Raw genomic sequence first — 20,063 nt, 5'->3', positions numbered from 1 at the left:
TGAGCTCAGCCGAACGGCAAAAGGCAAAAGAGGGAATAGATAATCAGTTTTTAATAACCGGATTGAGTATGAAAACTGACATCTGATCACTGATAACTGAATCACTGATAACTGATCACTGATAACTGATAACTGATCACTGATAACTGATTAGGTGCAGGGGAGAGAACGCAGGTACTCACTGAGGTGGGAACGTAAACCGATGCCATGGAAAAGCGGGCCACGACTGCCTAATTCAACAATACTGACAGCGGCCACGGGCATTTCAAATCGATCGCGATAACGGCCCACATCAATACCCATCAGACTACAGAGCATGATCCGGATGGTGGCCTTGTGGGAAACGATCAAGATATTGCCATCACTGTGGGTGTGTTCGATTTCCTCCAAAACGGCTGCGGAACGACGGGCTATATCGATACCCCTTTCCCCGTTGGGGGGAGCATTCCAAGCCGGATCCGTCAACCAACGTACATAGAGATCATGATATTGACGATCGATATCGTTGGGGTGCATACCTTCCCAAAGACCATAACCGATCTCTTGTAATCCCTGGCGGATTTCTAATTTCAGTCCTACCGCTTCACAGAGGGGTTTAGCGGTTTGAATAGCTCTTTGTAGGGGACTGACGTAGGCTGCGCGCCAAGGTAAAGAACGATAGACATCGGCGAATTCCTCCGCCATTTCGATGCCTTCGGCAGTCAAACCGGGGTCATTTTCTGGAGTACCACAGTATCCTCCCGTTTTGCTATAGGCCGTTTGTCCGTGTCGCAGAAAATATAACATCAAGCACATAGTTTTTCAGCAGACCAAATCCGGGGCTTACCTGGTTACTTTTGACTGGTTAGGTTCCCGCTCGCGAGCGCAGGTCATTGCGGAGGTGAGAGCGATCGCCTATAACTTGAAAGAGGGGACCGTGTTCGGCTAATTCGACGATCGTTACCGAGGCCACGGGCATGGCAATTCGATCGCGATAACGGCCGATATCAATGCCTAAAAGAGAACATAACATGATTCGGATCGTTGCTTTATGGGAAACGATCAAAATATGGCCATCATCGTGATTATGGTCGATTTCCTCTAATACTTCCGAACTGCGGCGAGCGATATCGATGCCTTTTTCGCCCCCCGTGGGAGAATTCCAGCCCGGATCTGCTAACCAGCGCACATAATCATCATGAAACTCCCGATTAACCTCGGCTGCGGTTTTTCCCTCCCATTGGCCGTAGGCAATCTCTTTTAATCCTTCCCGTTTGTGGATGGGAATAGCCAAGAGATCGCTTAAAGGGGTGGCGGTGGCTAGGGTGCGCTTGAGGGGACTAGAATAGATCCCTGTCCAAGGCACATCTCGATAGGCAAGAGCGAAATCCTTGGCCATTTCATCGCCAGCCGGGGTTAGTTGCAAGTCTAATCGACCGCAAAAACTACCCGCTTGACTGGCTGTGGTTTCGCCATGACGCAAAAAGTAAAGTTTTAGACTCATCTTTTGGGTGCATCTCAATATTTGTGACTCTCTCCCACTTATACTGATAAGCAGAAGTTATTAAATGAGGGCGAAGGCAATTCGCCGCTACAATCATATTATTTTCCCAATAGTAAGGCCGCATCGCCCGCGCCCAAAATGCAATATAGATATTTCTGCAAAATTGAGATGCACCCCGTCTTTATCTGGAGAAATCATCCTTTTTCCCCTTTTTTTCTCGGTAATTCTCTAAATTACCACTATATTTAGACTATAGGTCAGGAGATACATCTAAGTACCTAAGCAAAATTAATTACACACTTCGATAAAGCTTTTGCCTCTTGCCTATTGCCTCTTGCCTGTCTTCACTAGGAAATTTATTTTGCATGACTACTTAACTAAACTGTTACAGTTAACCGGTAATAAGCTAAGACGCATTTAAAGCGCTTATTCTTAAGATTAGCCGAATCTCCCCCAATCCCTTTACTGTTGCCTCTTGCAAGAGTGCCTCTTGCCTCGTCTCAACAAGCAATTTAAATGCGCGGGCAGCTTAATTGCTGCGGGGAAAGTTGGCCAAACCCTGCCAAGGTTAGCTAAATCGTACGGCAAGCTAACTCAGCAATTTAAGCGAAAATTCTGCCCTTCTCTAGGATGCCATTCCGGGTTAATCTGGGTTTTGTGACAATTTATGGCTAAATTTTAAGAGGCAGTATGGAACGCACTTTCTTAATGATTAAACCCGACGGTGTGCAGCGCAATCTGGTGGGGGAAATTATTCAACGCTTTGAAACTAAAGGTTTTACGCTGGTTGGGTTGAAAATGATGCAGGTTTCTAGCGAATTAGCGGAAAAACACTACGCTGTTCATAAAGAACGACCCTTTTTCCCTTCGTTGGTCGATTTTATTACCTCCTCCCCCGTGGTGGCCATGGTTTGGCAAGGAGAAGGAGTAATTGCCTCCGCTAGAAAAATTATTGGCGCCACTAATCCCCTCAATGCTGAACCGGGTACGATTCGCGGTGATTTTGGCATTAGTGTCGGACGCAATCTTATCCATGGTTCCGATGGCCCAGATACCGCCAAAGATGAAGTTAGTCTCTGGTTTAGCGATGCAGAATTGGCTAATTGGACTCCCGCCATCACTCCCTGGGTGGTAGAGTAAATCCCCACTTGAAGCCGTTAGGAGTCAGGAGATAGGAGTCAGTGTTCAGGGATCAGGAGACAGGAGATTGTTTTACTTCCTTCTCCCTTCTCCCCACTCTGCAAGAACTACCCCTGCATACTTTGTGCTTTTTGTCAAAAAAACTTTTTTTTTGCAATAAAACTACACAAAAAAAAGATCATCGTTGTGGGTGAAATTGACTGATTTACCTGTCTGAATTGGGATTACCTTGTAGGTGTGGCAAGGGTTTCAACGATTGCTGCCCCAAAAAGCACAGAACAACCCATTGTGAAATTCAGTAAAATCGCTGTTACCATTGTAACATCGTTGTTAAATAAAAATCTTTCTCAATTAATTCTTAAGAATTTGTAAATATTGCGGAATGTTAATTTAAATATTCTCAAGCTTTTGGAGTCAATAAATAATTTTTGCTTATCTTTGTCGAAGATTGGGTTAGAAGTCAGGAGTCAGGAGTCGGTCGTCAGTATTCAGGAGATAGGAGACTTTTTTATTTATTCTCCCCACACCCCACACCCCACACCCCACACCCCACACCCCACACCCACTTCCCCAATGGCCAATCAAGGTTGGATTTATCGAGATAAAATTAGCAAAAATCAGGCAGGATTAAGCCTATTAGCTTACTATACGGGCAAATATCCCCATTCTAGCCCAGAAGAATGGCTCGATCGCATTTTATCAGGAGCAATTCTAGTCAACGGTCGTCCCGCTTGCCCCGATACAGTCTTAGAAATCGGGCAGCAATTGACCTATCAGCGCCCGCCTTGGACAGAACCGGATGTACCGCTCTTTTTTGAGGTACTCTACGAGGATGCCGAGGTGTTAGTGGTGGCGAAACCTTCGGGATTACCGGTGTTAGCGGGGGGTGGATTTCTCGAACATACTCTTATCCATTTGGTACATCAGCATTATACCGAGGTCACTCCCTATCCAATTCATCGTCTTGGTCGCGGCACTTCGGGCATAGTCTTAATGGCGAAATCAAAGCCCGCCAGAGCTAAATTGAGTCAACAGATGCGAGAGGGGAAAATTACCAAAATATATCGAGCTTTAGTGGGTCAGGGCGACATACCGGATAATTTTACTATTAATCAAGCGATCGGGAAAATCGCCCATCCCATTTTAGGCTACGTTTACGGTGCGCTCACAGATGGGTTATCGGCCCGCAGCGATGGTCGAGTCTTAAAAAAACATCCCGATAGTACCCTATTAGAAGTACAAATTTTTACGGGCAGACCCCATCAAATTCGCATTCATCTGGCCTTTTTTGGCTATCCCTTAATCGGTGATCCCTTGTATGGTCTGGGAGGATTACCGCGACCGGATGCAGTCCCGGGAGATTGTGGTTATTATCTCCATGCCAATCAAATCCTTTTTAATCATCCCAGTACGGGCAGAATAATCTCTATTTCCTGTCAGCCGCCACCCGAATTAGTCAATAGACTTCTTGCAGAAGTCAGGCAACAGGCAACAGGCAACAGGCAACAGAAAGAAGAATAGATGCTTTCAGCATCAGGATTGATTACTTTTTGACTTTTGCAAGAGGTTTAAGAGCGCAAATCTCCAAATCTAGCAATATTTAGGGTTGGCTGAACAAATCTAAAAACCTTGTTGGATAAGACTTTTAGACTTTTTTGACCTCAAAAAGTGCCAGACGGGAGTCATCGGGGCGAAAATTCCGGGACTTTTTCCCTAAAAATTAGGTAATTGACCGTCTGAAAATGGGTAAAACCCCACACCCCACACCCTACACCCCACACCCTACACCCCACACCCTGCCCCCAGGAAAAACTTTTTGCCGCAGACCCTATTTAAAACCCCCCAAGCCGGATCGCCAGAGTCGCTAAAAGACCACTTCGGTAATCACGCCCTCAATCCCCCCGAAGCGAGAGCGAGAACCTAAGACAATTCGATACAATATTGTCAACAAGCATTAAGCGATTTAAACTATCGATCGAAGGTAAAAGTCCCGAAGTTATCGAAATCTAGGGGGAGACAAAAACAAGCATGGGTAGAGTAGTAGGCATTGATCTAGGAACAACTAACTCCGTCGTCGCCGTGATGGAAGGCGGAAAGCCAGTGGTCATCGCCAACTCGGAGGGCATGAGAACCACCCCTTCTGTGGTCGGTTTTAATAAAGATGGGGAGTTAGTGGTCGGTCAAATGGCCCGGCGACAAGGGGTACTCAATCCCCAAAACACCTACTATGGAGTCAAACGCTACATAGGTCGTCGCTACACGGAATTAAACCCCGAATCGAAGCGCGTCCCCTACACCATCCGCCGGGATGAGATGGGCAATATCAAAATTAAATGCCCCCGTCTGCAAAAAGAATTCGCCCCCGAAGAAATTTCCGCCCTAGTTTTACGCCGATTAGCCGAAGAAGCCGGCCGTTATCTAGGGGAAGAAGTGACCGGGGCCGTAATCACCGTCCCCGCCTATTTTAACGACTCCCAACGTCAAGCCACCCGGGATGCGGGCCGAATCGCGGGGTTAGAAGTGATGCGGATTCTCAACGAACCCACCGCCGCCGCCCTAGCCTACGGTCTCGATGAACAGGAAAGCAAGAAAATCCTCGTTTTTGACCTGGGGGGCGGTACTTTTGATGTTTCTATCCTGGAAGTAGGTGACGGCGTTTTTGAGGTGAAGGCCACCAGTGGCGACACCCAATTAGGCGGTAATGATTTCGATAAAAGAATCGTCGATTGGTTAGCCAATCAATTTTTGGAACAGGAAGGCGTGGAGCTGCGCCAAGACCGGCAAGCACTACAAAGACTGACAGAAGCGGCAGAAAAAGCCAAAATAGAACTGTCTGGGGTCAGTGTCACCGATATTAATCTACCCTTTATCATCGCCACGGAAGACGGACCAAAACACATTGAAACTCGCCTGAGTCGGGCCCAATTTGAGGAATTATGCGGCGATTTAATCAGTCGTCTCCGTCGTCCTCTCAAACGGGCCCTTTCTGATGCCGGTTTGTCCCCCGTCCAACTAGATGAAGTGGTACTGGTGGGCGGCGGCACGCGGATGCCGGTGGTGAAGGATTTAGTGCGGAGTTTTATCGATAGGGAACCCAATCAAAATGTTAACCCTGATGAGGTTGTAGCGGTCGGGGCGGCTATTCAAGCGGGAATTTTGGGCGGCGAGGTCAAAGACGTGCTGCTCCTCGATGTGACCCCTTTATCCTTGGGTTTAGAAACCATCGGCGGTGTGATGAAAAAGTTAATCCCCCGCAATACCACTATTCCCGTCCGCAGATCTGACCTTTTTTCCACTTCCGAAAATAATCAAACTGTGGTGGAAATTCACGTTTTGCAGGGGGAAAGGGAAATGGCCAGCGATAATAAATCCTTGGGACGTTTTAAATTAACCGGTATTCCCCCCGCACCCCGGGGTATTCCGCAAGTGCAGGTGTCCCTCGATATCGATGCTAACGGTATTCTACAAGTCACCGCTAGGGATAAAATGACCGGACGGGAGCAAAGTGTCACCATTCAAGGCGCTTCTACCCTCAGCGAAGGGGAAATTAACCGCATGATCGGCGATGCTGCCCGATTTGCGGAAGCAGATCGTACCCGTCGCGAAAAGGTCGATAAACGCAATCGCGCCCGCTCTCTGGTGGATCAATCCCAACGACGCTTAAAAGATGTTACTCTCGATTTTGGTAATGAGTTTACCCGTTCCTATCGTCGTCAAATTGAGTCTTTGAGTACGGAAATTATCGACGCTTTGGAGAAAAATGATGACCGTCGCATCGATCGCGCCCAAGCGGACCTACAGGATGTTATCTATGAATTAAATCGCGAGGTACGGCTACAATACGACGAGGAAGATGAGGGCTTTTTTAGCGCTATTCGCAAGACTTTTACCGGGGACAAGGAAGATGATCTTCCCTCCGAACCGCGCCGCGATCGTTATCGTCAGGATTATCGTCCGGGTACACCGGGTTATCAAAGTGATTATCGACCCAATTATTCGGCTAATCAAGATAGTTATCGTCCCCGCGGTCAGGACAATTACTATAATGGCCGCGATAGCGATTGGCCAAGTCCCCCCCCTTCGGAGGAAAAAAGTTATAACAATAGTAAAAGTAACCGCAGCGGCGGCAATCGTTCCCGCAATATTCCCTCCCAAAATAACTGGGATGATGATGATGACGATTGGTTCTAATCAGTGAGCAGTAAACAGTGAGCAGTAAACAGTGAGCAGTGAACAGTGAGCAGTAAACAGTGAAAAGCAGCTCCGAGCTTATCGCTTAATACTATTGACTGAAAACTGATAACTGATAACTGATAACTGATAACTGAAAACTGAAAACTGATAACTGAAAACTGAAAACTGAAAACTGATAACTGATAACTGAATATATGCCACAATTAGTTAATTATTATGATGTTTTAGGAGTATCTCGCACGGCTACTGGTGACGAGATCAAAAAGGCTTTTCGACGACTGGCGCGCCTATATCACCCCGATCTCAATCCGGGGAATAGATCCGCAGAGGAAAAATTCAAAGATCTTAATGAAGCCTATCATGTTCTCTCCGATGAACAAAGGCGAATTGAGTATAATAGTACCTTCAAGGAGAATAAGCGCAGTGAGAAGCGTGCGGGGGAAAAAGGGAATAGTGGCGGTGATGGGAAAGCACCCCGTACAGAAGAGGATTTATGGAAGTTTAAAGATAACGCTAATGCTAAACGCGCTAAAATTACCTCCTCTACCCGTTTAAATCGTCGAGATGTGGAGGCGAAATTGACTTTACCGTTGGAGAAAGCTTATCAAGGTGGTAGACAAAGAATTCGTCTGGAAGATGGCCGTTCGATTGAGGTTGATATGCCAGCAGCCATGATCGATGGGCAGAAAATTCGTCTCAAAGGTCAGGGTCTTGAAGGGGGTGATTTATATTTAAAAATAACTATCGCTAGGCATCCTTTTTTTAGGATTCAAGGTTCTGATATTGTCTGTCAAGTACCGATTACTCCTAGCGAGGCAATTGTGGGCGGTTTTGTGGAAATTCCTACCATTGACGGTTTAGTTAAAATGATGATTCCTAATGGAGTTAAAAGCGGTCAAAGATTACGTTTGGCTAATAAAGGTTATCCAAATTTCCAAGGAGAAAGGGGCGATCAATTAGTGGAAATTCAATTAGTTAATCCTCCCTATCCTAGCCCTGAAGAATTAGAACTTTATAAAAAAATACGGGCGATTGAAACTTTTAATCCTCGTCAAGGTTTATAGTCTTGGGGAGTGGAGAATAGGGAAAGCAAATTTAGTTAATAAAAACTTGATCACTTTAGTCATTAAATACTTAATAATTCTCCAACCCCTAATTCCTGTCTTCTTATGACAAATATAATTGATACAATTAAACCCTTTTATCCTCTAGCTTTCAAGGCTATTCGGGGCAATTTAGAGGGAACACAAAAACAATTATTAAATACTCTGCAAAAAATCGATCGCTCGCGAGGGGAATTTTGGGGACAATGGTTAATCTCACAATTATCAGAATCCCTCAGTTTTAGCGATTCTCGCCTATCTCAAAGCCTCTGGGGGTTAAATTTCCCCAATCCCGTCGGATTAGCGGCAGGATTCGATAAAGACGGTTTAGGGGCAGGACTTTGGCCTAGTTTCGGCTTTGGTTTTGCCGAGGTGGGTGCTGTCACCCTAGAAGGGCAACCGGGCAACCCAAAACCGAGATTATTTCGTTTACCGGAAGATTTGGCTGGATTAAACCGTATGGGAGCAAATAACCTCGGCGCGCCGGTTCTAGCGGCAACTCTCCAGCAATCTTGGCAACGACAACCCCGACAGATTCCCATCGGCATTAACCTCTGTAAATCGAAAAATACGCCCCTAGAAAAGGCCCCGGAGGACTATTTAGGCAGTTTTCGCTATTTATTCCCCCATGCTGATTATTTTGTCGTTAATGTTAGTTCTCCCAATACTCCCGGTTTGCGTTCCCTGCAAAGTGGTGAACAACTCGATAAAATCCTCGACATTTTACAAACAGAAAATCAAGGCAGAAAACCCCTATTAGTGAAAATTTCTCCCGATTTGGAATGGGAAGATATCATAACGATTGTTGAGTTAGCTTTCTCCTATCAGTTAGCCGGAATTGTCGCTACTAATACCACCACTAAACGCACGGGATTAAAAACTACAATTCTGCCTGAAACTGGTAAACCAATCACTGAAGAAGCAGGGGGAATTAGTGGGCAACCTTTGCGGGAACGTGCCACGGAAGTGATCCGTTTTATCTATCGGCAAACCCAAGGCAATTTACCGATAATTGGAGTGGGAGGCATTTTTTCTCTCGATGATGCTTGGGAAAAAATGACCGCCGGTGCGAGTTTATTACAGATTTATACTGGTTGGTTATATCAGGGACCTTGGCTAGTATCAAATATTTTACAAGGATTAACAGAAAAATTAGAGGCCAATGGGTTGACTAATATTAATCAAGCGGTGGGTTGGCAGGCTAACCAAGAATGAGCCAATTTTCTCCGGTAATTAGCAAGAATGTCGGAAAAATTAGCTAAAATGTTATCTGTTCCCTTTGGGGATAAGATAATATAATTAAGATAACTACAATAGAACTGATCTAGAGACTACAGCTAGATAAAAATTGATCGCCAAGTATTGAACTTTTTAACCAAACCACAATTATATGTCAAAAAAATCATTTTTACCCGGTTGTTTAGTCGTCTTAGGACTAACAGCAGTAACCGCAGGAGGTGTCTATCTTTATCTACGAGGACAACTACCTTGGCAAAGATTCACCCCCTTAGAATCGGCAAAAGTTATCCCAGAAACTGCCTTCGCTAGTAGTTTTGTCTCCACGGATGCAAAAGCTTGGTCAGTGTTAGCTAAATATGGTACACCAGAATCGCGAACTGCGGTTAGTCAAGGACTAGAAGAATTACAAAAAAATATTTTCACCGATAAGATTAATTATCAACGGGATATCGAACCTTGGATCGGTAGTATCAGCTTTGCTTTCCTTCCCGCAGCTACTCCCGGACAATCGGGATTATTAACGGTTATCGGGATCAAAGATAAAATTAAAGCGTCGGAATTCGAGAAAAAACTAGGACAACAAGTTAATCGCAAAACTAGCACCAGTGACTACAAAGATATTAAAATTACTGCTATAGATTGGCAGGATAACACCACCATTTATACTGCCGTTACCGGCGATTTTTTGTTGATATCCTACGATAAAAAGGTGTTAGAATCGGCGATCAATACCTACCGAGGACAGCCATCTTTTAGCAGTAAACCGGAAGTGAGAAAACTGCTTTCCCAATCCCTCAACCTACCCAATACCCTAGCAACAATTTATATCGATGATTATGCCAAAATCTTGGGAGCAGATGCTAATTTATCTCCCCAAAGTCGGCAAGAATTAGCAAAAATTAAGGATATTGTCGCGGGAGTGGGTGTCACCGATACGGGATTACAATTACAAATGGTGGCTAAACTTGCCCCTGAAACTATTTCTAATCTACCTTCCCCCAGCAGAAATCAAGTTTTAAATTATTTACCCGGAGATACCATCGCACTTTGGAGTGGTAATAATCTTAAACAGGGATGGGAAGAAGCAGAAAAACAGTCCCAAACTAACCCAGAATTACAAGTTTTTCTGCGTCAGATCCGTGAGAATTTTCAGATGGCAACTCTTGACGCGGATAAAGAAGTTTTTAACTGGATGGATCGAGAATTTGCCTTCGGAATTATCCCCAACCAGCAAGCGCTGGGAGGGTTAGGTTTTGGGGGAATGATGATCTGGCAAACCGGCGATTATAAAGCGGCAAAAACTACCCTCGATAAGTTAAATCAATTGGTAAAAACTTTTCCCTTTATCACCATAAAAAACAGTCAAATTTCCGGTCAAAATGTGACTGAATGGAAAGCGGAAGAACAAGCGATTTTAACCTATGCTTGGCCTAATAATGATACCCTAAAAATGACCGTCGGAATTCCCTATCAACCCCAACCGAATCAACCGATTAGCCAAAGTGAGAATTTCCAAGCATCGATCGCAAATTTGCCTAAAAATAATCTCGGTTATTTCTTCATCGATGTGGAGCAAATTATCGCTAAAGCAGGGGGAATTAATAATCTTCCGGCCACGGAATTAACCCCGGAAGCAAAGGCCTTTTTAGAATCGGTACGCGGGATCGGAATTACTGCCACTATGCCTGATAAAACCACCAGTAAAATTGATGTTTTATTTTCCCTAAAGCAAACTCCCTAAAAAGTAACCGACTAGATAAAGCGATCCACAGAGAATTATCTGACTATCGGCAGATTCTTGGATTGCTTTTTTTAGTCCTAAAAATACATCGGAACAAGTCTCTAGGTGAGATAATTCTGGACAAATTGAAGCCGCTAATTCCGCTAAGGTTTCAGGATTGGCACTGCTATGATCTGGGACAGGAACTAAATATAAACTATCGCCTTTTCTTAATAAAGCTTGGAATATTTCTCGATGATCTTTAGTCGATAAAATACCCATCACCCAGATAATTTTTGGAGCCTTTAAACTATCTACATACTGCCTTAAACCAATAGCAGCAGCGGGATTATGAGCGCCATCTATTAAAATTTCTCGCTGACACCAACTAACGGTTTGTAAACGTCCTAACCAGCGAGTTTTTGCCATTCCTTCTTGCACGACTTCATCGCTAATTTGCCAACCTTGCTGACGTAAAATATTAACAACAGCGATCGCTATAGCGGAATTAGTTAGTTGAAAATCTCCCGCTAAGGATAAAGGATATTCCAACCCTTGATATTTAGCCCGATTATCGGCAATTTTTTCGGCAGCTTCTACCCATACCGTCGGACAATTTAACAGCTTGATTCTCTCCCTAACTACTCCCTGCGCTGATTCCGGTAATTGTCCGATAACTGCGGGACAATTCGCTTTTAATATCCCCGCTTTTTCGCCAGCAATATCGGCAACCGTCGGTCCTAAATTTTGCCAATGTTCCCGACTAATAGAAGTGATGACAGTAACTAAAGGTTGAGCGCAGACATTAGTCGCATCTAATCTTCCTCCTAAACCCACTTCCATCACGGCAATATCCACCTTTTCCCGGGCAAAATACAGCCAAGCAGCGGCAGTAATTACCTCAAATTGAGTAGGACTTTCCTGCTGGGGATCGATAAGCGATTTTATATATTTAAGCAGGTTTTCTAAAGTCGCGGTTTCAATATTTTCGCCATTGATAGAGATTCTTTCTGTCCAATCAATTAAATGGGGAGAAATATAACGTCCGACTTTGTAATCAGCGGTGCTGAGAATAGAGGATAGATAGGCACAAACCGAACCTTTGCCATTAGTTCCTGTGACATGAATAATCGGAATTTTATCTTGGGGATTGCCTAAAATCTCCAGCAGATTTTTTATTCTTTCTAAACCGAGATTGACACCAAAACGCTGAAAAGGTTGCAGTAAAGAATCGATAGTCATGGTTGGCAAACTATAAATAGGGTTTGCGGCAAAAAGTTTTTCGGTGGGGGTAGGGTGTGGGGTGTGGGGTGTGGGGTGTAGGGTTTTACCGATTTTCATCTGCTCAATTACCTAATTTTCAGGGAAAAAGTACCTGAATTTTCCCCCTGATCACTCTCAGACGAGGCACTTTTGGATTTCAAAAAGGTCTAAAAGTTTTATCCAACAAGGTTTTTAGATTTATTCAGCAGACCCTAAATAAAGGAATCCGGCTAGGATCGATACTCCTACCGGCACGGAGGACCCTTTCTCTGGGTGATAATGTCTAAAGTTTGACTAAAATGCTCGGTTCTTTTTGGATCGGTAAAACATCAAGAGAGTCAATATTAGCGCAGTATTTTAAATCTTCTTGACAGTGGAGACGCAAGAGGCGCTGACCGTGACTACAACTGTGGAACATTCCTAAAAGATCATTTTGCCATTGACGATAAAGAGCGATTGCGGCGATAACCTCATCATTACCGATCGCCATTTGCCCCGATTGTTCTTGTAGCGCATCGGCGATCGCTCCAGCACAGGCCGTATCTTCCAAAGAATAACCCCCTTCCCAACCAGAGCCAACAATCCAGACGGTTTCGGGCTGCCTATCCAATAAGTAATTAACCGCAGCTTGCCGATTGATCATAGCCGCAGTGATCACGATCGGGGATTCTTCCACTCTTTGCAGAGCGCGAGTGCCGTTAGTGGTGCTGATAAACAGACGACGACCTTTCATTAAATCAGGGGTACAATCGAGGGGAGAATTGCCCAGATCGCAGCCTTCCACTTTCGCGCCGCCTCTTTCTCCTGCCCGGAGACGTTTTTCTGGTTGCCAGGTATCGCTCACCTGCATCAGGGTTTTCAGATCGCTGAAGGTTTGCACTGCTTCTGCACCGGCATTGAGGGCAGTGGCGATCGTGGTTGTCGCTCTTAAAACATCGATAACGACGGCGCAATCGGGTAGAGTATGGACGGGGGTAAGTTCGGGAGTGTGATAAATGAAAACCTGCACGATTTATACCAAGTAAAAAGTAAAAGGGGAAATAAGCTCAACATACCGCCGCTCGGCGTTGCGCTGGCAGAAGAAAGACAAGGCCGATTTTATCACAGATGTCGGGGTAAAGACCCTCGCTTTTAGAGACGGGATGAAACCCCGACCATTACAAAACAGCACTTCGACAAGCTCAGTGACACGAAGCACGACATTTCGACACATTTCGAGGGGCTTCAATGTAAAGGCTCAATGTAAAATCTCAGTGTTCAAATTTCGACAATCTCAGTGTTCACTAAAATCTTGATAATCCGATGCTCTACAGGTTAGAATAAAATAAGTTGTTTGAGGTCGATAAACAATGATTGTCTTAGAAATGAAAGCCGTGGTTAAACCAAGTCAGTGTTCTGCCATTGATGAAGCTATTCGTACAGTACAATTCATCCGTAATAAGGCTTTAAGGCTTTGGATGGATGCCAAGAGAGAAGACAAAATCGATAAATATTCTCTCAATAAATATTGTGCAGTTCTCGCTAAACAGTTCAAGTTTGTCGATACTCTAAATTCTACTGCTAGACAAGCATCGGCCGAACGAGCTTGGTCAGCTATTGCTCGTTTCTATGACAATTGTAAGAAAAAGGTTAAAGGTAAAAAGGGTTATCCCAAGTTTCAGAAAAATAATCGTTCTGTGGAATATAAAAACTCCGGATGGAAATTATCGGAGGATAGAAAGAAAATCACTTTCACAGATAAGAAAAACATTGGCACGGTTAAACTAAAAGGAACCAGAGACTTAAACTTTTACCCTATTGACCAAATTAAACGAGTTAGGATTGTTAAACGAGCAGATGGTTATTATGTCCAATTCTGTCTCAGCGTTGATATTCGGGAATATGCGAAACCGCTAGAACCGACTAAAAGATGTGTGGGATTGGATGTAGGTTTAAAAGTTTTCTACGCTAATAGTGATGGGGAAACGGTAGAAATACCGCAATACTATCGCCAGGCAGAAAAAAGATTAAACCGACTGAATCGGAAGAAATCTAAAAAGTTTAGAAAAGGTCAACCCCAATCAAACAACTACCAAAAAGCTAGAAAGAGATATGCTAGAAAGCATTTAAGAGTAAGTAGGCAACGTAAAGGCTTTGTCGAAAAAGAGGCATTGCGCGTCATTAAATCTAACGATTTCATCGCTTACGAAAACTTAAATATTCAAGGCATGGTAAAAAACTCTAGACTAGCTAAATCTATCAATGATGTTGCTTGGTCAACTTTTCGACAATGGTTAGAATATTTTGGTTTTAAATATGGTAAGGCTACGGTAGCAGTACCGCCTCATAACACGAGTCAAAATTGCTCTAATTGTGGTCAAAAAGTCCCTAAATCTCTATCTACGAGAACCCATACTTGTCCCCATTGTGGCTATGTAGAAGATAGAGATATTAACGCCGCTATCAATATTCTCAAAAAGGGACTAAGTACGGTAGGGCATACCGAAACTAATACGCTTGGGGAGAGATTCCCTCTGGTTTGGCTGGATACGTCCTGCCAGATTAAGGAAACTCAGTGAACCAAGAATCCCTCGCATGAGCGCGATGGGAGTGTCAACACGATGGATGTCAGCTAGTTACCTAGGGTTGGCTGAAAAAGTAGGGGCGAAGCATTCGGATAGAAAATCTACGGTTTCAGCGATAGGTTATTGTCCGAATGCTTCGTCCTTCAAAATCAGCAAGAGATTTCGATTTTTTTACCTTTCTGTATTTTTTTGTTAGCAAAACTTAACAATTATCGGCAAAATTTTGCTTGCTTTTCTCGGCAGATTTTGCGATAATATTTTTAAAAGATTTTATTCATAATGGGAATCTGTGCTTTTGAAAAAATTTTGCACAGATTTCCATTATAAGAAAAGCATAGCGCAAGTCGTCGGCAAAGTCAAGTCCTTTCCCATTAATTATGGGTTGGCTGAAAAAGTAGGAGCGATCGCTGGTTAAGATACAAGGTTTTTGAGCCACCAGCTTGAAAATCTTGCAGCTGCTTGGCTAAACAGGCCCCTAAACCCCTTGTCTCGTCTATATTTCACATTTATTCAGCCAACCCCACCTAAATCTCTGCTGAAGGTGGAGATCAAAGGCTGTTTTAAACTAATACTTTACTGCGATCGTTAGAAGTATCCCCAAAAATTGCCCCTCGTCGAATTAAATCCTGTTTTTGTTCACGGGTGATCCCCGTTGCACCGATAAAGATAGCGTTTTTAACGTCAGCCCCACTCAGGTTAGCCCCACTCAGTCTAGCCTTACTCAGTTTCCCTACTCCTGCGGGCCATCGCTTTAATAATGCGGCACTCAGTCTAGCCTTACTCAGGTTAGCCTTTCTCAGGTCAGCCCCACTCAGGTTAGCCCCACTCAGGTTAGCCTTACTCAGGTTAGCTTCAATCAGGATAGCATCACTGAGGTCAGCATCACTGAGGTCAGCTTCACTGAGGTCAGCCCTTCTCAGGTCAACCCTTCTCAGGATAGCCCCACTTAAATCAACTTGTTGTAGAGTTGTCTTATCGATTGTTCCCTCTCGAATTGCCTTAATTAATTCGTCTTTTTCAATAACTTTTGCATCTGTAGTGAACTCTGCTTTTTTGACGATAATTTCGGGTATATCGTCTGATTTAAGTTCATTGAGAAGGGCTTGCAATTCCCCCGATTGATGTAAATCTGCTAGGCGCTGTAGTCCATCTTCTGAACCTTCTAAAAATAGCCGAATACTGCCTTTAAGTTTCATAATAGGCTTGATCGTGTTGTCTCTGGCGATTTTTTGAATAAGGTTGTTAATCTTATCAATTTTCTCTGGTGTCAGGTCGTCTATCCCTACCTCAATAACTAATTCAAAAACTTTATCTGATTGCTGAGTTTGCGGTTTATTGTTATGAGCAAATGTCTGGGAATTATCTCTATACCTTGCCAAAGCAGTAATCAGATTGTTACTGTCAATCTTTTCACCCATTTGCTCTGACAAGATTTTCCATAACTTATGAGCCGCATTCTTGATTGACTGTTCTTCTTGACTAATTTCTTCCGCTAGATCAGCATATTTTTTATCATCAAAAATACCTCTTAATATTGTTGTCTCCAAGTCTGTTAATCCCTTGTTTGTATGCTTTTTTTTCAGATCATTAACCAGCATTTCTAATTCAGTCCATGAAAGGGTTTTAATTTCAGTCATTTTTAGTTCATTTATCATCATTTTTTAAGGGTTGCAGGACTTAAGATTACTTTTCAGTACCCTGTCAGGTTACTTGAGAGTACCTAAAAAAAAGTACCATTTTCATGACTTTTGAGTAACGACAAATAATCAGAATTTTTTTAATCTAAAGATAGTTCACCTCCTAAGTAAAAGGATTGATGATTATGTATAAATATTGGTTAAAGTACAGAGAAGACGTTGTTAGTCTTGCCAAAATTATCAGCACCATATTTGCGATCGCATCATTTTTAGGCTTCTCTTTTCCAGAGAAATTTCAACCTACTCCCTGCCAACCGACGGCAATTGTTGAAACCACGGAAGTTAGCACTAACAATTAGTCAAAGCGCAAAATTCGCCTAACCTAATCATAGCTTAGGCGACAAACAGGATCAGCAAGGGATTTCGATTTTTTGACCTTGCTGATCTCTGTATTTCTTTGTTAACAAAACTTAACAATTATCGGCAAAATTTCGCTTGCTTTTGTCGGCAGATTTTGCGATAATATTTTTAAAAGATTTTATTCATAATGGGAATCTTGGCGTTTTAAAAAAATTTGCACTGATTCCCATTATAAGAAAAGCATAGCGCAAGTCGCCGGCAAAGTCAAGTCCTTTCCCATTACTTATGGGTGCGAATTTCCAGGAAGTAAAAAAGGGCGTTAGTGGGGGCCGGGTGTTGGGGAGATTTTGCTGTGTCCGGTGAACAGTTATCAGGTAGAACCGGGGAACCAGATACAAAACTTAACAATTATCGGCAAAATTTCGCTTGCTTTTGTCGGCAGATTTTGCGATAATATTTTTAAAAGATTTTATTCATAATGGCAATCTTGGCGTTTTAAAAAAATTTGCACGGATTCCCATTATAACAAAAGCATAGCGCAAGCCGCCGGCAAAGTCAAGTCCTTTCCCATTACTTATGGGTGCGAATTTCCAGGAAGTAAAAAAGGGCGTTAGTGGGGGCCGGGTGTTGGGGAGATTTTGCTCTGTTCGGTGAACAGTTATAAGTGAGCAGGGATAAATTGTATCCTAAGCTACATTTTCTCCCTAAAAGCGAAATCTTTATATTTTTTTTTACAATCTTCAAGCAAAATTCTGTATTCCCAAAATTCTCCACTTAGAATTTCAAACCAAACCCCAATCGAATGGCTCAGGGCAGATTTGAACTGCCGACCTTGGGCTTATGAGTCCCCTGCTCTGACCAACTGAGCTACTAAGCCGTTGTTTACACAGTTATCAATCATAACACACAATCACCCAATTGCACAAGAGCAAAAAAGGGAAGATTTTTTCTTCCCTTTTTTGCCCTCTTTAACGTCTGCCTGGCAAGAAAGCCATGGGATTAACTGCGCCCTGGCCGGAGGGGTGAACCTCAAAATGTAGGTGAGGGCCGGTGCTAAAACCGGTGCTACCCATGTGGGCGATTGGCTCGCCTTGCTGAACAGTTTGGCCGCGACGCACCAGCAGACGGCTGTTATGGGCATAGAGAGTGACGCTACCATCGGGGTGACGCAGTTTCACCAGATTGCCATAACCGCCCGAATTCCAACCAGAGGTGATCACTTCACCAGCAGCCGCCGCCACAACCGGGGTCCCCACTGGACCGGCGATATCGATGCCGCGATGAGGTCTGCCCCAGCGCCAACCGAAACCGGAGGTTAACACACCTCTAGTGGGCCAGATAAAGCCGGTAAAAATGGGGGCGGGATTAGGTAAATGCTCATCGGGATTAGCGAGGGGAGGAAGGGAAGGTTCTACGGTTTCGCCGACGGGAATTCGTAGGCGGTCATTATATTCTTCCACATTGGTAGGAGCCGAACCGATAATCTGTGGGGGGGTGCTTTGGTTAGAACGCGAACGAAGGGCAGTCCATTGGGGATTAGGGGTTATTTGCGGCTCATCGAGGGTTTCTGTGGGATTATCGACGGGAATAGCGATACTTTTCTGGGTTTCCGAAAGGTTAGTTTCCCGCAGATTAGCCACCTCTTGGCGCAATCTTTCCCGATAGCTGCCGGTGATATTTTCGGGGAATTCTTCCGTCCCCGTGGTGGCAGTTTCCGCGGGCGGATTTTGTCGATTGCTGGGGTTAAAAGACAACCTAGGGCGATCGCCGACTAAGGGGGTAAGATTTTGATTAACTCTAGCGTTGGCAGAGCGATCGGGAACCACTAGGGTTTGATTGACTTTAATCCGGTTGGGGTTGTCAATGCCGTTTTCCCTAGCTAATTCGGCGGGGGTGATGCCGAGAGCGCGAGCGATCGTGTTTAAGGTATCCCCGGGCCGAACCCGATAAACTTGGTTTTCTGGGGGAACTATGACGCGAGGGGTCGGAACGGCGGGAATTTCATTAACAGGAGCCGGATTTCCTAGGGTGACGCTGGGAATTTCCGGTCTGCTTGTCAAGGGAGGATTAAGGGGAATTGTGGCTATCGGGCGATCGCTTTCAGGGGTGGGAACGGGAATCGGGATCACCTGGCCGGTTGGTCGGGGGGATTCTTCGGGAGCAATAACGGGAATCTCGACGCTAGTTGGCGAATTATCGGGAACGAGAGCGGTAGTTTCGGTAACGATTACCGTTTCCCCAGAATTGGACTGATGGGGGGTTTCCTCGGTCCGTAAGGCGGCCAAACTTTCTTGGAGACGTTGACGGGTTTGACGGAGACTAGCAGAGGAACTATCCAACTGCTCAGGAGTTGCTGCCGGGGCTGCCGGGGGCAACTGCTCAGGAGTGGGAATTTTTAAGGTTTGTCCGATAATCAGATCGGAATGGGGGGAGAGATTATTGCGGGTAGCGATCGCTGTGGGGGTGGTTTGATAGGTGTCGGCTAAACTCCACAGGGATTCTCCCGGTTTTACCTGATGCTCAACTACTGATGTGGCGATGAATTTGACGGTAGCAAGTGCTTGGGATTGGATTATCTGCGGTTCTTTGAGTTTTTTACCCGCATCCTTGGCTTTTTGGGACAGGTCGATCACTTCCCATGCCAAGGGTAGAGAATTGGCGGCCTGGGCTGATTCTGAGGTGGAGTTGAGAATGCTAGGTACTCCCAGAGAGAGTGCTAATCCCAGCAGGGCAGCTGAGTAACGGACTCGGTTAGACTCAGCGGTGCAATTCTGTTCTGGGGTAGCGGATGTCATGGGGTGGTGGATAAAAGTCTCTTTCAAACAGACCTCCTGTGGTGTAAAGAGTTAGCTAGAGCCAGTCGATTGAGCCGATGATTCTAGCTTTCAGCATTAGCCTTGAGGCTAGAGTAGAAGTTAGACAACTTTACTTTTTAGTCAAAATACCTAAAGGTGACTTTTAGGAGAGATTAACTTAGATTTTGAAATCATGCAAGTCTCCCTCTGACCATTAGCACCGGGATCACGGCAAGTTGGTGACATTTTGAATGTCCAGATTGACGATGCTCTATCTCAGATGTTCCAAGCTGATCAGCATTTTTCGTCTTGCCAATTTTTGCCAGTTTTTTGATAGAAATTTTTTATCGGTTTTGCCGTTTAGAAAGAAATTATTAATGATTCGCTGCTCGAAAAGAGCAACGATAGCTATTGGGGGGGCAATAATTAGGGTTTGCGGCAAAAAGTTTTTCGTGGGTGTGGGGTGTGGGGTGTGGGGTGTGGGGTGTAGGGTGTAGGGTGTGGGGTGTGGGATTTTACCGATTTTCAGGGAAAAAGTCAAAATTTCGCCTCCCACAAGGTTTTT

16 protein-coding genes and 1 tRNA gene are annotated in these 20,063 nt (G+C 44.4%); 8 read left to right on the top strand and 9 right to left on the bottom strand.

All coding sequences use genetic code 11. From position 1 onward, the window contains the following. Positions 1–150: 150 nt before the first annotated feature. A complete protein-coding gene (locus O9334_RS13200) occupies positions 151–795 on the bottom strand; it encodes a histidine phosphatase family protein (RefSeq protein WP_002759710.1) in 645 nt (214 codons plus the stop codon). A gap of 49 nt (positions 796–844) precedes the next feature. Then, positions 845–1,483, bottom strand: a complete 639-nt coding sequence (locus O9334_RS13195; RefSeq protein ID WP_045361880.1) for a histidine phosphatase family protein — start codon at positions 1,481–1,483, stop codon at positions 845–847. Positions 1,484–2,173: 690 nt separating this feature from the next. On the opposite strand from O9334_RS13195, the gene ndk reads away from it, so the two are divergent. Beyond that, positions 2,174–2,623, top strand: coding sequence for a nucleoside-diphosphate kinase (ndk, locus tag O9334_RS13190; RefSeq protein ID WP_045361886.1), 450 nt, complete (start codon positions 2,174–2,176; stop codon positions 2,621–2,623). A gap of 453 nt (positions 2,624–3,076) precedes the next feature. On the opposite strand, the gene O9334_RS13185 is transcribed toward ndk, so the two are convergent. After that, positions 3,077–3,208, bottom strand: a complete 132-nt coding sequence (locus tag O9334_RS13185) for a hypothetical protein (protein WP_288000494.1) — start codon at positions 3,206–3,208, stop codon at positions 3,077–3,079. Between O9334_RS13185 and O9334_RS13180 the strand changes: the two genes are divergently transcribed. The 5 genes from O9334_RS13180 to O9334_RS13160 all read left to right on the top strand — a co-directional run bounded on the left by O9334_RS13180 (position 3,197) and on the right by O9334_RS13160 (position 10,900). Then, a complete protein-coding gene (locus tag O9334_RS13180) occupies positions 3,197–4,144 on the top strand; it encodes an RluA family pseudouridine synthase (protein WP_288000493.1) in 948 nt (315 codons plus the stop codon). The genes O9334_RS13185 and O9334_RS13180 overlap by 12 nt on opposite strands. Positions 4,145–4,651: 507 nt before the next feature. Then, positions 4,652–6,814, top strand: coding sequence for a molecular chaperone DnaK (gene dnaK / locus O9334_RS13175; RefSeq protein WP_190381356.1), 2,163 nt, complete (start codon positions 4,652–4,654; stop codon positions 6,812–6,814). Between the two features lie 197 nt (positions 6,815–7,011). Continuing rightward, positions 7,012–7,881, top strand: coding sequence for a J domain-containing protein (locus O9334_RS13170; protein ID WP_190381357.1), 870 nt, complete (start codon positions 7,012–7,014; stop codon positions 7,879–7,881). 105 nt (positions 7,882–7,986) lie between these two features. Next, the gene (locus O9334_RS13165) at positions 7,987–9,135 is read left to right on the top strand and encodes a quinone-dependent dihydroorotate dehydrogenase (protein WP_045361897.1); all 1,149 of its coding nucleotides are present in this window, start codon (positions 7,987–7,989) and stop codon (positions 9,133–9,135) included. Between the two features lie 175 nt (positions 9,136–9,310). Beyond that, the gene (locus tag O9334_RS13160) at positions 9,311–10,900 is read left to right on the top strand and encodes a DUF3352 domain-containing protein (RefSeq protein ID WP_045361899.1); all 1,590 of its coding nucleotides are present in this window, start codon (positions 9,311–9,313) and stop codon (positions 10,898–10,900) included. Here O9334_RS13160 and O9334_RS13155 read toward each other — a convergent pair. Beyond that, positions 10,883–12,121, bottom strand: coding sequence for a bifunctional folylpolyglutamate synthase/dihydrofolate synthase (locus O9334_RS13155; protein ID WP_190381814.1), 1,239 nt, complete (start codon positions 12,119–12,121; stop codon positions 10,883–10,885). The two genes, O9334_RS13160 and O9334_RS13155, sit on opposite strands and share 18 nt — an antisense overlap. A gap of 304 nt (positions 12,122–12,425) precedes the next feature. Next, a complete protein-coding gene (locus O9334_RS13150; RefSeq protein WP_190381813.1) occupies positions 12,426–13,151 on the bottom strand; it encodes a 2-phosphosulfolactate phosphatase family protein in 726 nt (241 codons plus the stop codon). Between the two features lie 340 nt (positions 13,152–13,491). Between O9334_RS13150 and O9334_RS13145 the strand changes: the two genes are divergently transcribed. Beyond that, entirely contained in the window at positions 13,492–14,700 is a 1,209-nt protein-coding gene (locus tag O9334_RS13145) for an RNA-guided endonuclease InsQ/TnpB family protein (RefSeq protein ID WP_288000489.1), read from the top strand. A 566-nt stretch (positions 14,701–15,266) separates the two neighbouring features. On the opposite strand, the gene O9334_RS13140 is transcribed toward O9334_RS13145, so the two are convergent. Beyond that, positions 15,267–16,364, bottom strand: a complete 1,098-nt coding sequence (locus O9334_RS13140) for a pentapeptide repeat-containing protein (protein WP_288000487.1) — start codon at positions 16,362–16,364, stop codon at positions 15,267–15,269. Between the two features lie 164 nt (positions 16,365–16,528). Here O9334_RS13140 and O9334_RS13135 point away from each other — a divergent pair, with 164 nt between their 5' ends. Continuing rightward, complete coding sequence (locus O9334_RS13135) at positions 16,529–16,702, top strand: hypothetical protein (RefSeq protein WP_002748305.1); 174 nt, start codon at positions 16,529–16,531, stop codon at positions 16,700–16,702. Between the two features lie 804 nt (positions 16,703–17,506). On the opposite strand, the gene O9334_RS13130 is transcribed toward O9334_RS13135, so the two are convergent. The 3 genes from O9334_RS13130 to O9334_RS13120 all read right to left on the bottom strand — a co-directional run bounded on the left by O9334_RS13130 (position 17,507) and on the right by O9334_RS13120 (position 20,054). Further along, positions 17,507–17,580 (bottom strand) — tRNA-Met (locus O9334_RS13130). A gap of 91 nt (positions 17,581–17,671) precedes the next feature. Next, positions 17,672–19,498, bottom strand: coding sequence for a peptidoglycan DD-metalloendopeptidase family protein (locus O9334_RS13125; RefSeq protein ID WP_288000486.1), 1,827 nt, complete (start codon positions 19,496–19,498; stop codon positions 17,672–17,674). Between the two features lie 271 nt (positions 19,499–19,769). Beyond that, a complete protein-coding gene (locus tag O9334_RS13120; RefSeq protein ID WP_288000485.1) occupies positions 19,770–20,054 on the bottom strand; it encodes a hypothetical protein in 285 nt (94 codons plus the stop codon). Positions 20,055–20,063: the final 9 nt, after the last annotated feature.

It is taken from the genome of Microcystis sp. LE19-8.1F, assembly GCF_027531715.1.
GTDB lineage: Bacteria > Cyanobacteriota > Cyanobacteriia > Cyanobacteriales > Microcystaceae > Microcystis > Microcystis wesenbergii_A.
This window is presented reverse-complemented; position numbering and strand designations above follow the sequence as displayed.

What these genes read in the sequence shown, in the direction of transcription:
- O9334_RS13200 (WP_002759710.1), bottom strand. Translation starts at nt 795, where the DNA reads ATGTGCTTGATGTTATATTTTCTGCGACACGGACAAACGGCCTATAGC.
- O9334_RS13195 (WP_045361880.1), bottom strand. Translation starts at nt 1,483, where the DNA reads ATGAGTCTAAAACTTTACTTTTTGCGTCATGGCGAAACCACAGCCAGT.
- ndk (WP_045361886.1), top strand. Translation starts at nt 2,174, where the DNA reads ATGGAACGCACTTTCTTAATGATTAAACCCGACGGTGTGCAGCGCAAT.
- O9334_RS13180 (WP_288000493.1), top strand. Translation starts at nt 3,197, where the DNA reads ATGGCCAATCAAGGTTGGATTTATCGAGATAAAATTAGCAAAAATCAG.
- dnaK (WP_190381356.1), top strand. Translation starts at nt 4,652, where the DNA reads ATGGGTAGAGTAGTAGGCATTGATCTAGGAACAACTAACTCCGTCGTC.
- O9334_RS13170 (WP_190381357.1), top strand. Translation starts at nt 7,012, where the DNA reads ATGCCACAATTAGTTAATTATTATGATGTTTTAGGAGTATCTCGCACG.
- O9334_RS13165 (WP_045361897.1), top strand. Translation starts at nt 7,987, where the DNA reads ATGACAAATATAATTGATACAATTAAACCCTTTTATCCTCTAGCTTTC.
- O9334_RS13160 (WP_045361899.1), top strand. Translation starts at nt 9,311, where the DNA reads ATGTCAAAAAAATCATTTTTACCCGGTTGTTTAGTCGTCTTAGGACTA.
- O9334_RS13155 (WP_190381814.1), bottom strand. Translation starts at nt 12,121, where the DNA reads ATGACTATCGATTCTTTACTGCAACCTTTTCAGCGTTTTGGTGTCAAT.
- O9334_RS13145 (WP_288000489.1), top strand. Translation starts at nt 13,492, where the DNA reads ATGATTGTCTTAGAAATGAAAGCCGTGGTTAAACCAAGTCAGTGTTCT.
- O9334_RS13140 (WP_288000487.1), bottom strand. Translation starts at nt 16,364, where the DNA reads ATGATGATAAATGAACTAAAAATGACTGAAATTAAAACCCTTTCATGG.
- O9334_RS13135 (WP_002748305.1), top strand. Translation starts at nt 16,529, where the DNA reads ATGTATAAATATTGGTTAAAGTACAGAGAAGACGTTGTTAGTCTTGCC.
- O9334_RS13125 (WP_288000486.1), bottom strand. Translation starts at nt 19,498, where the DNA reads ATGACATCCGCTACCCCAGAACAGAATTGCACCGCTGAGTCTAACCGA.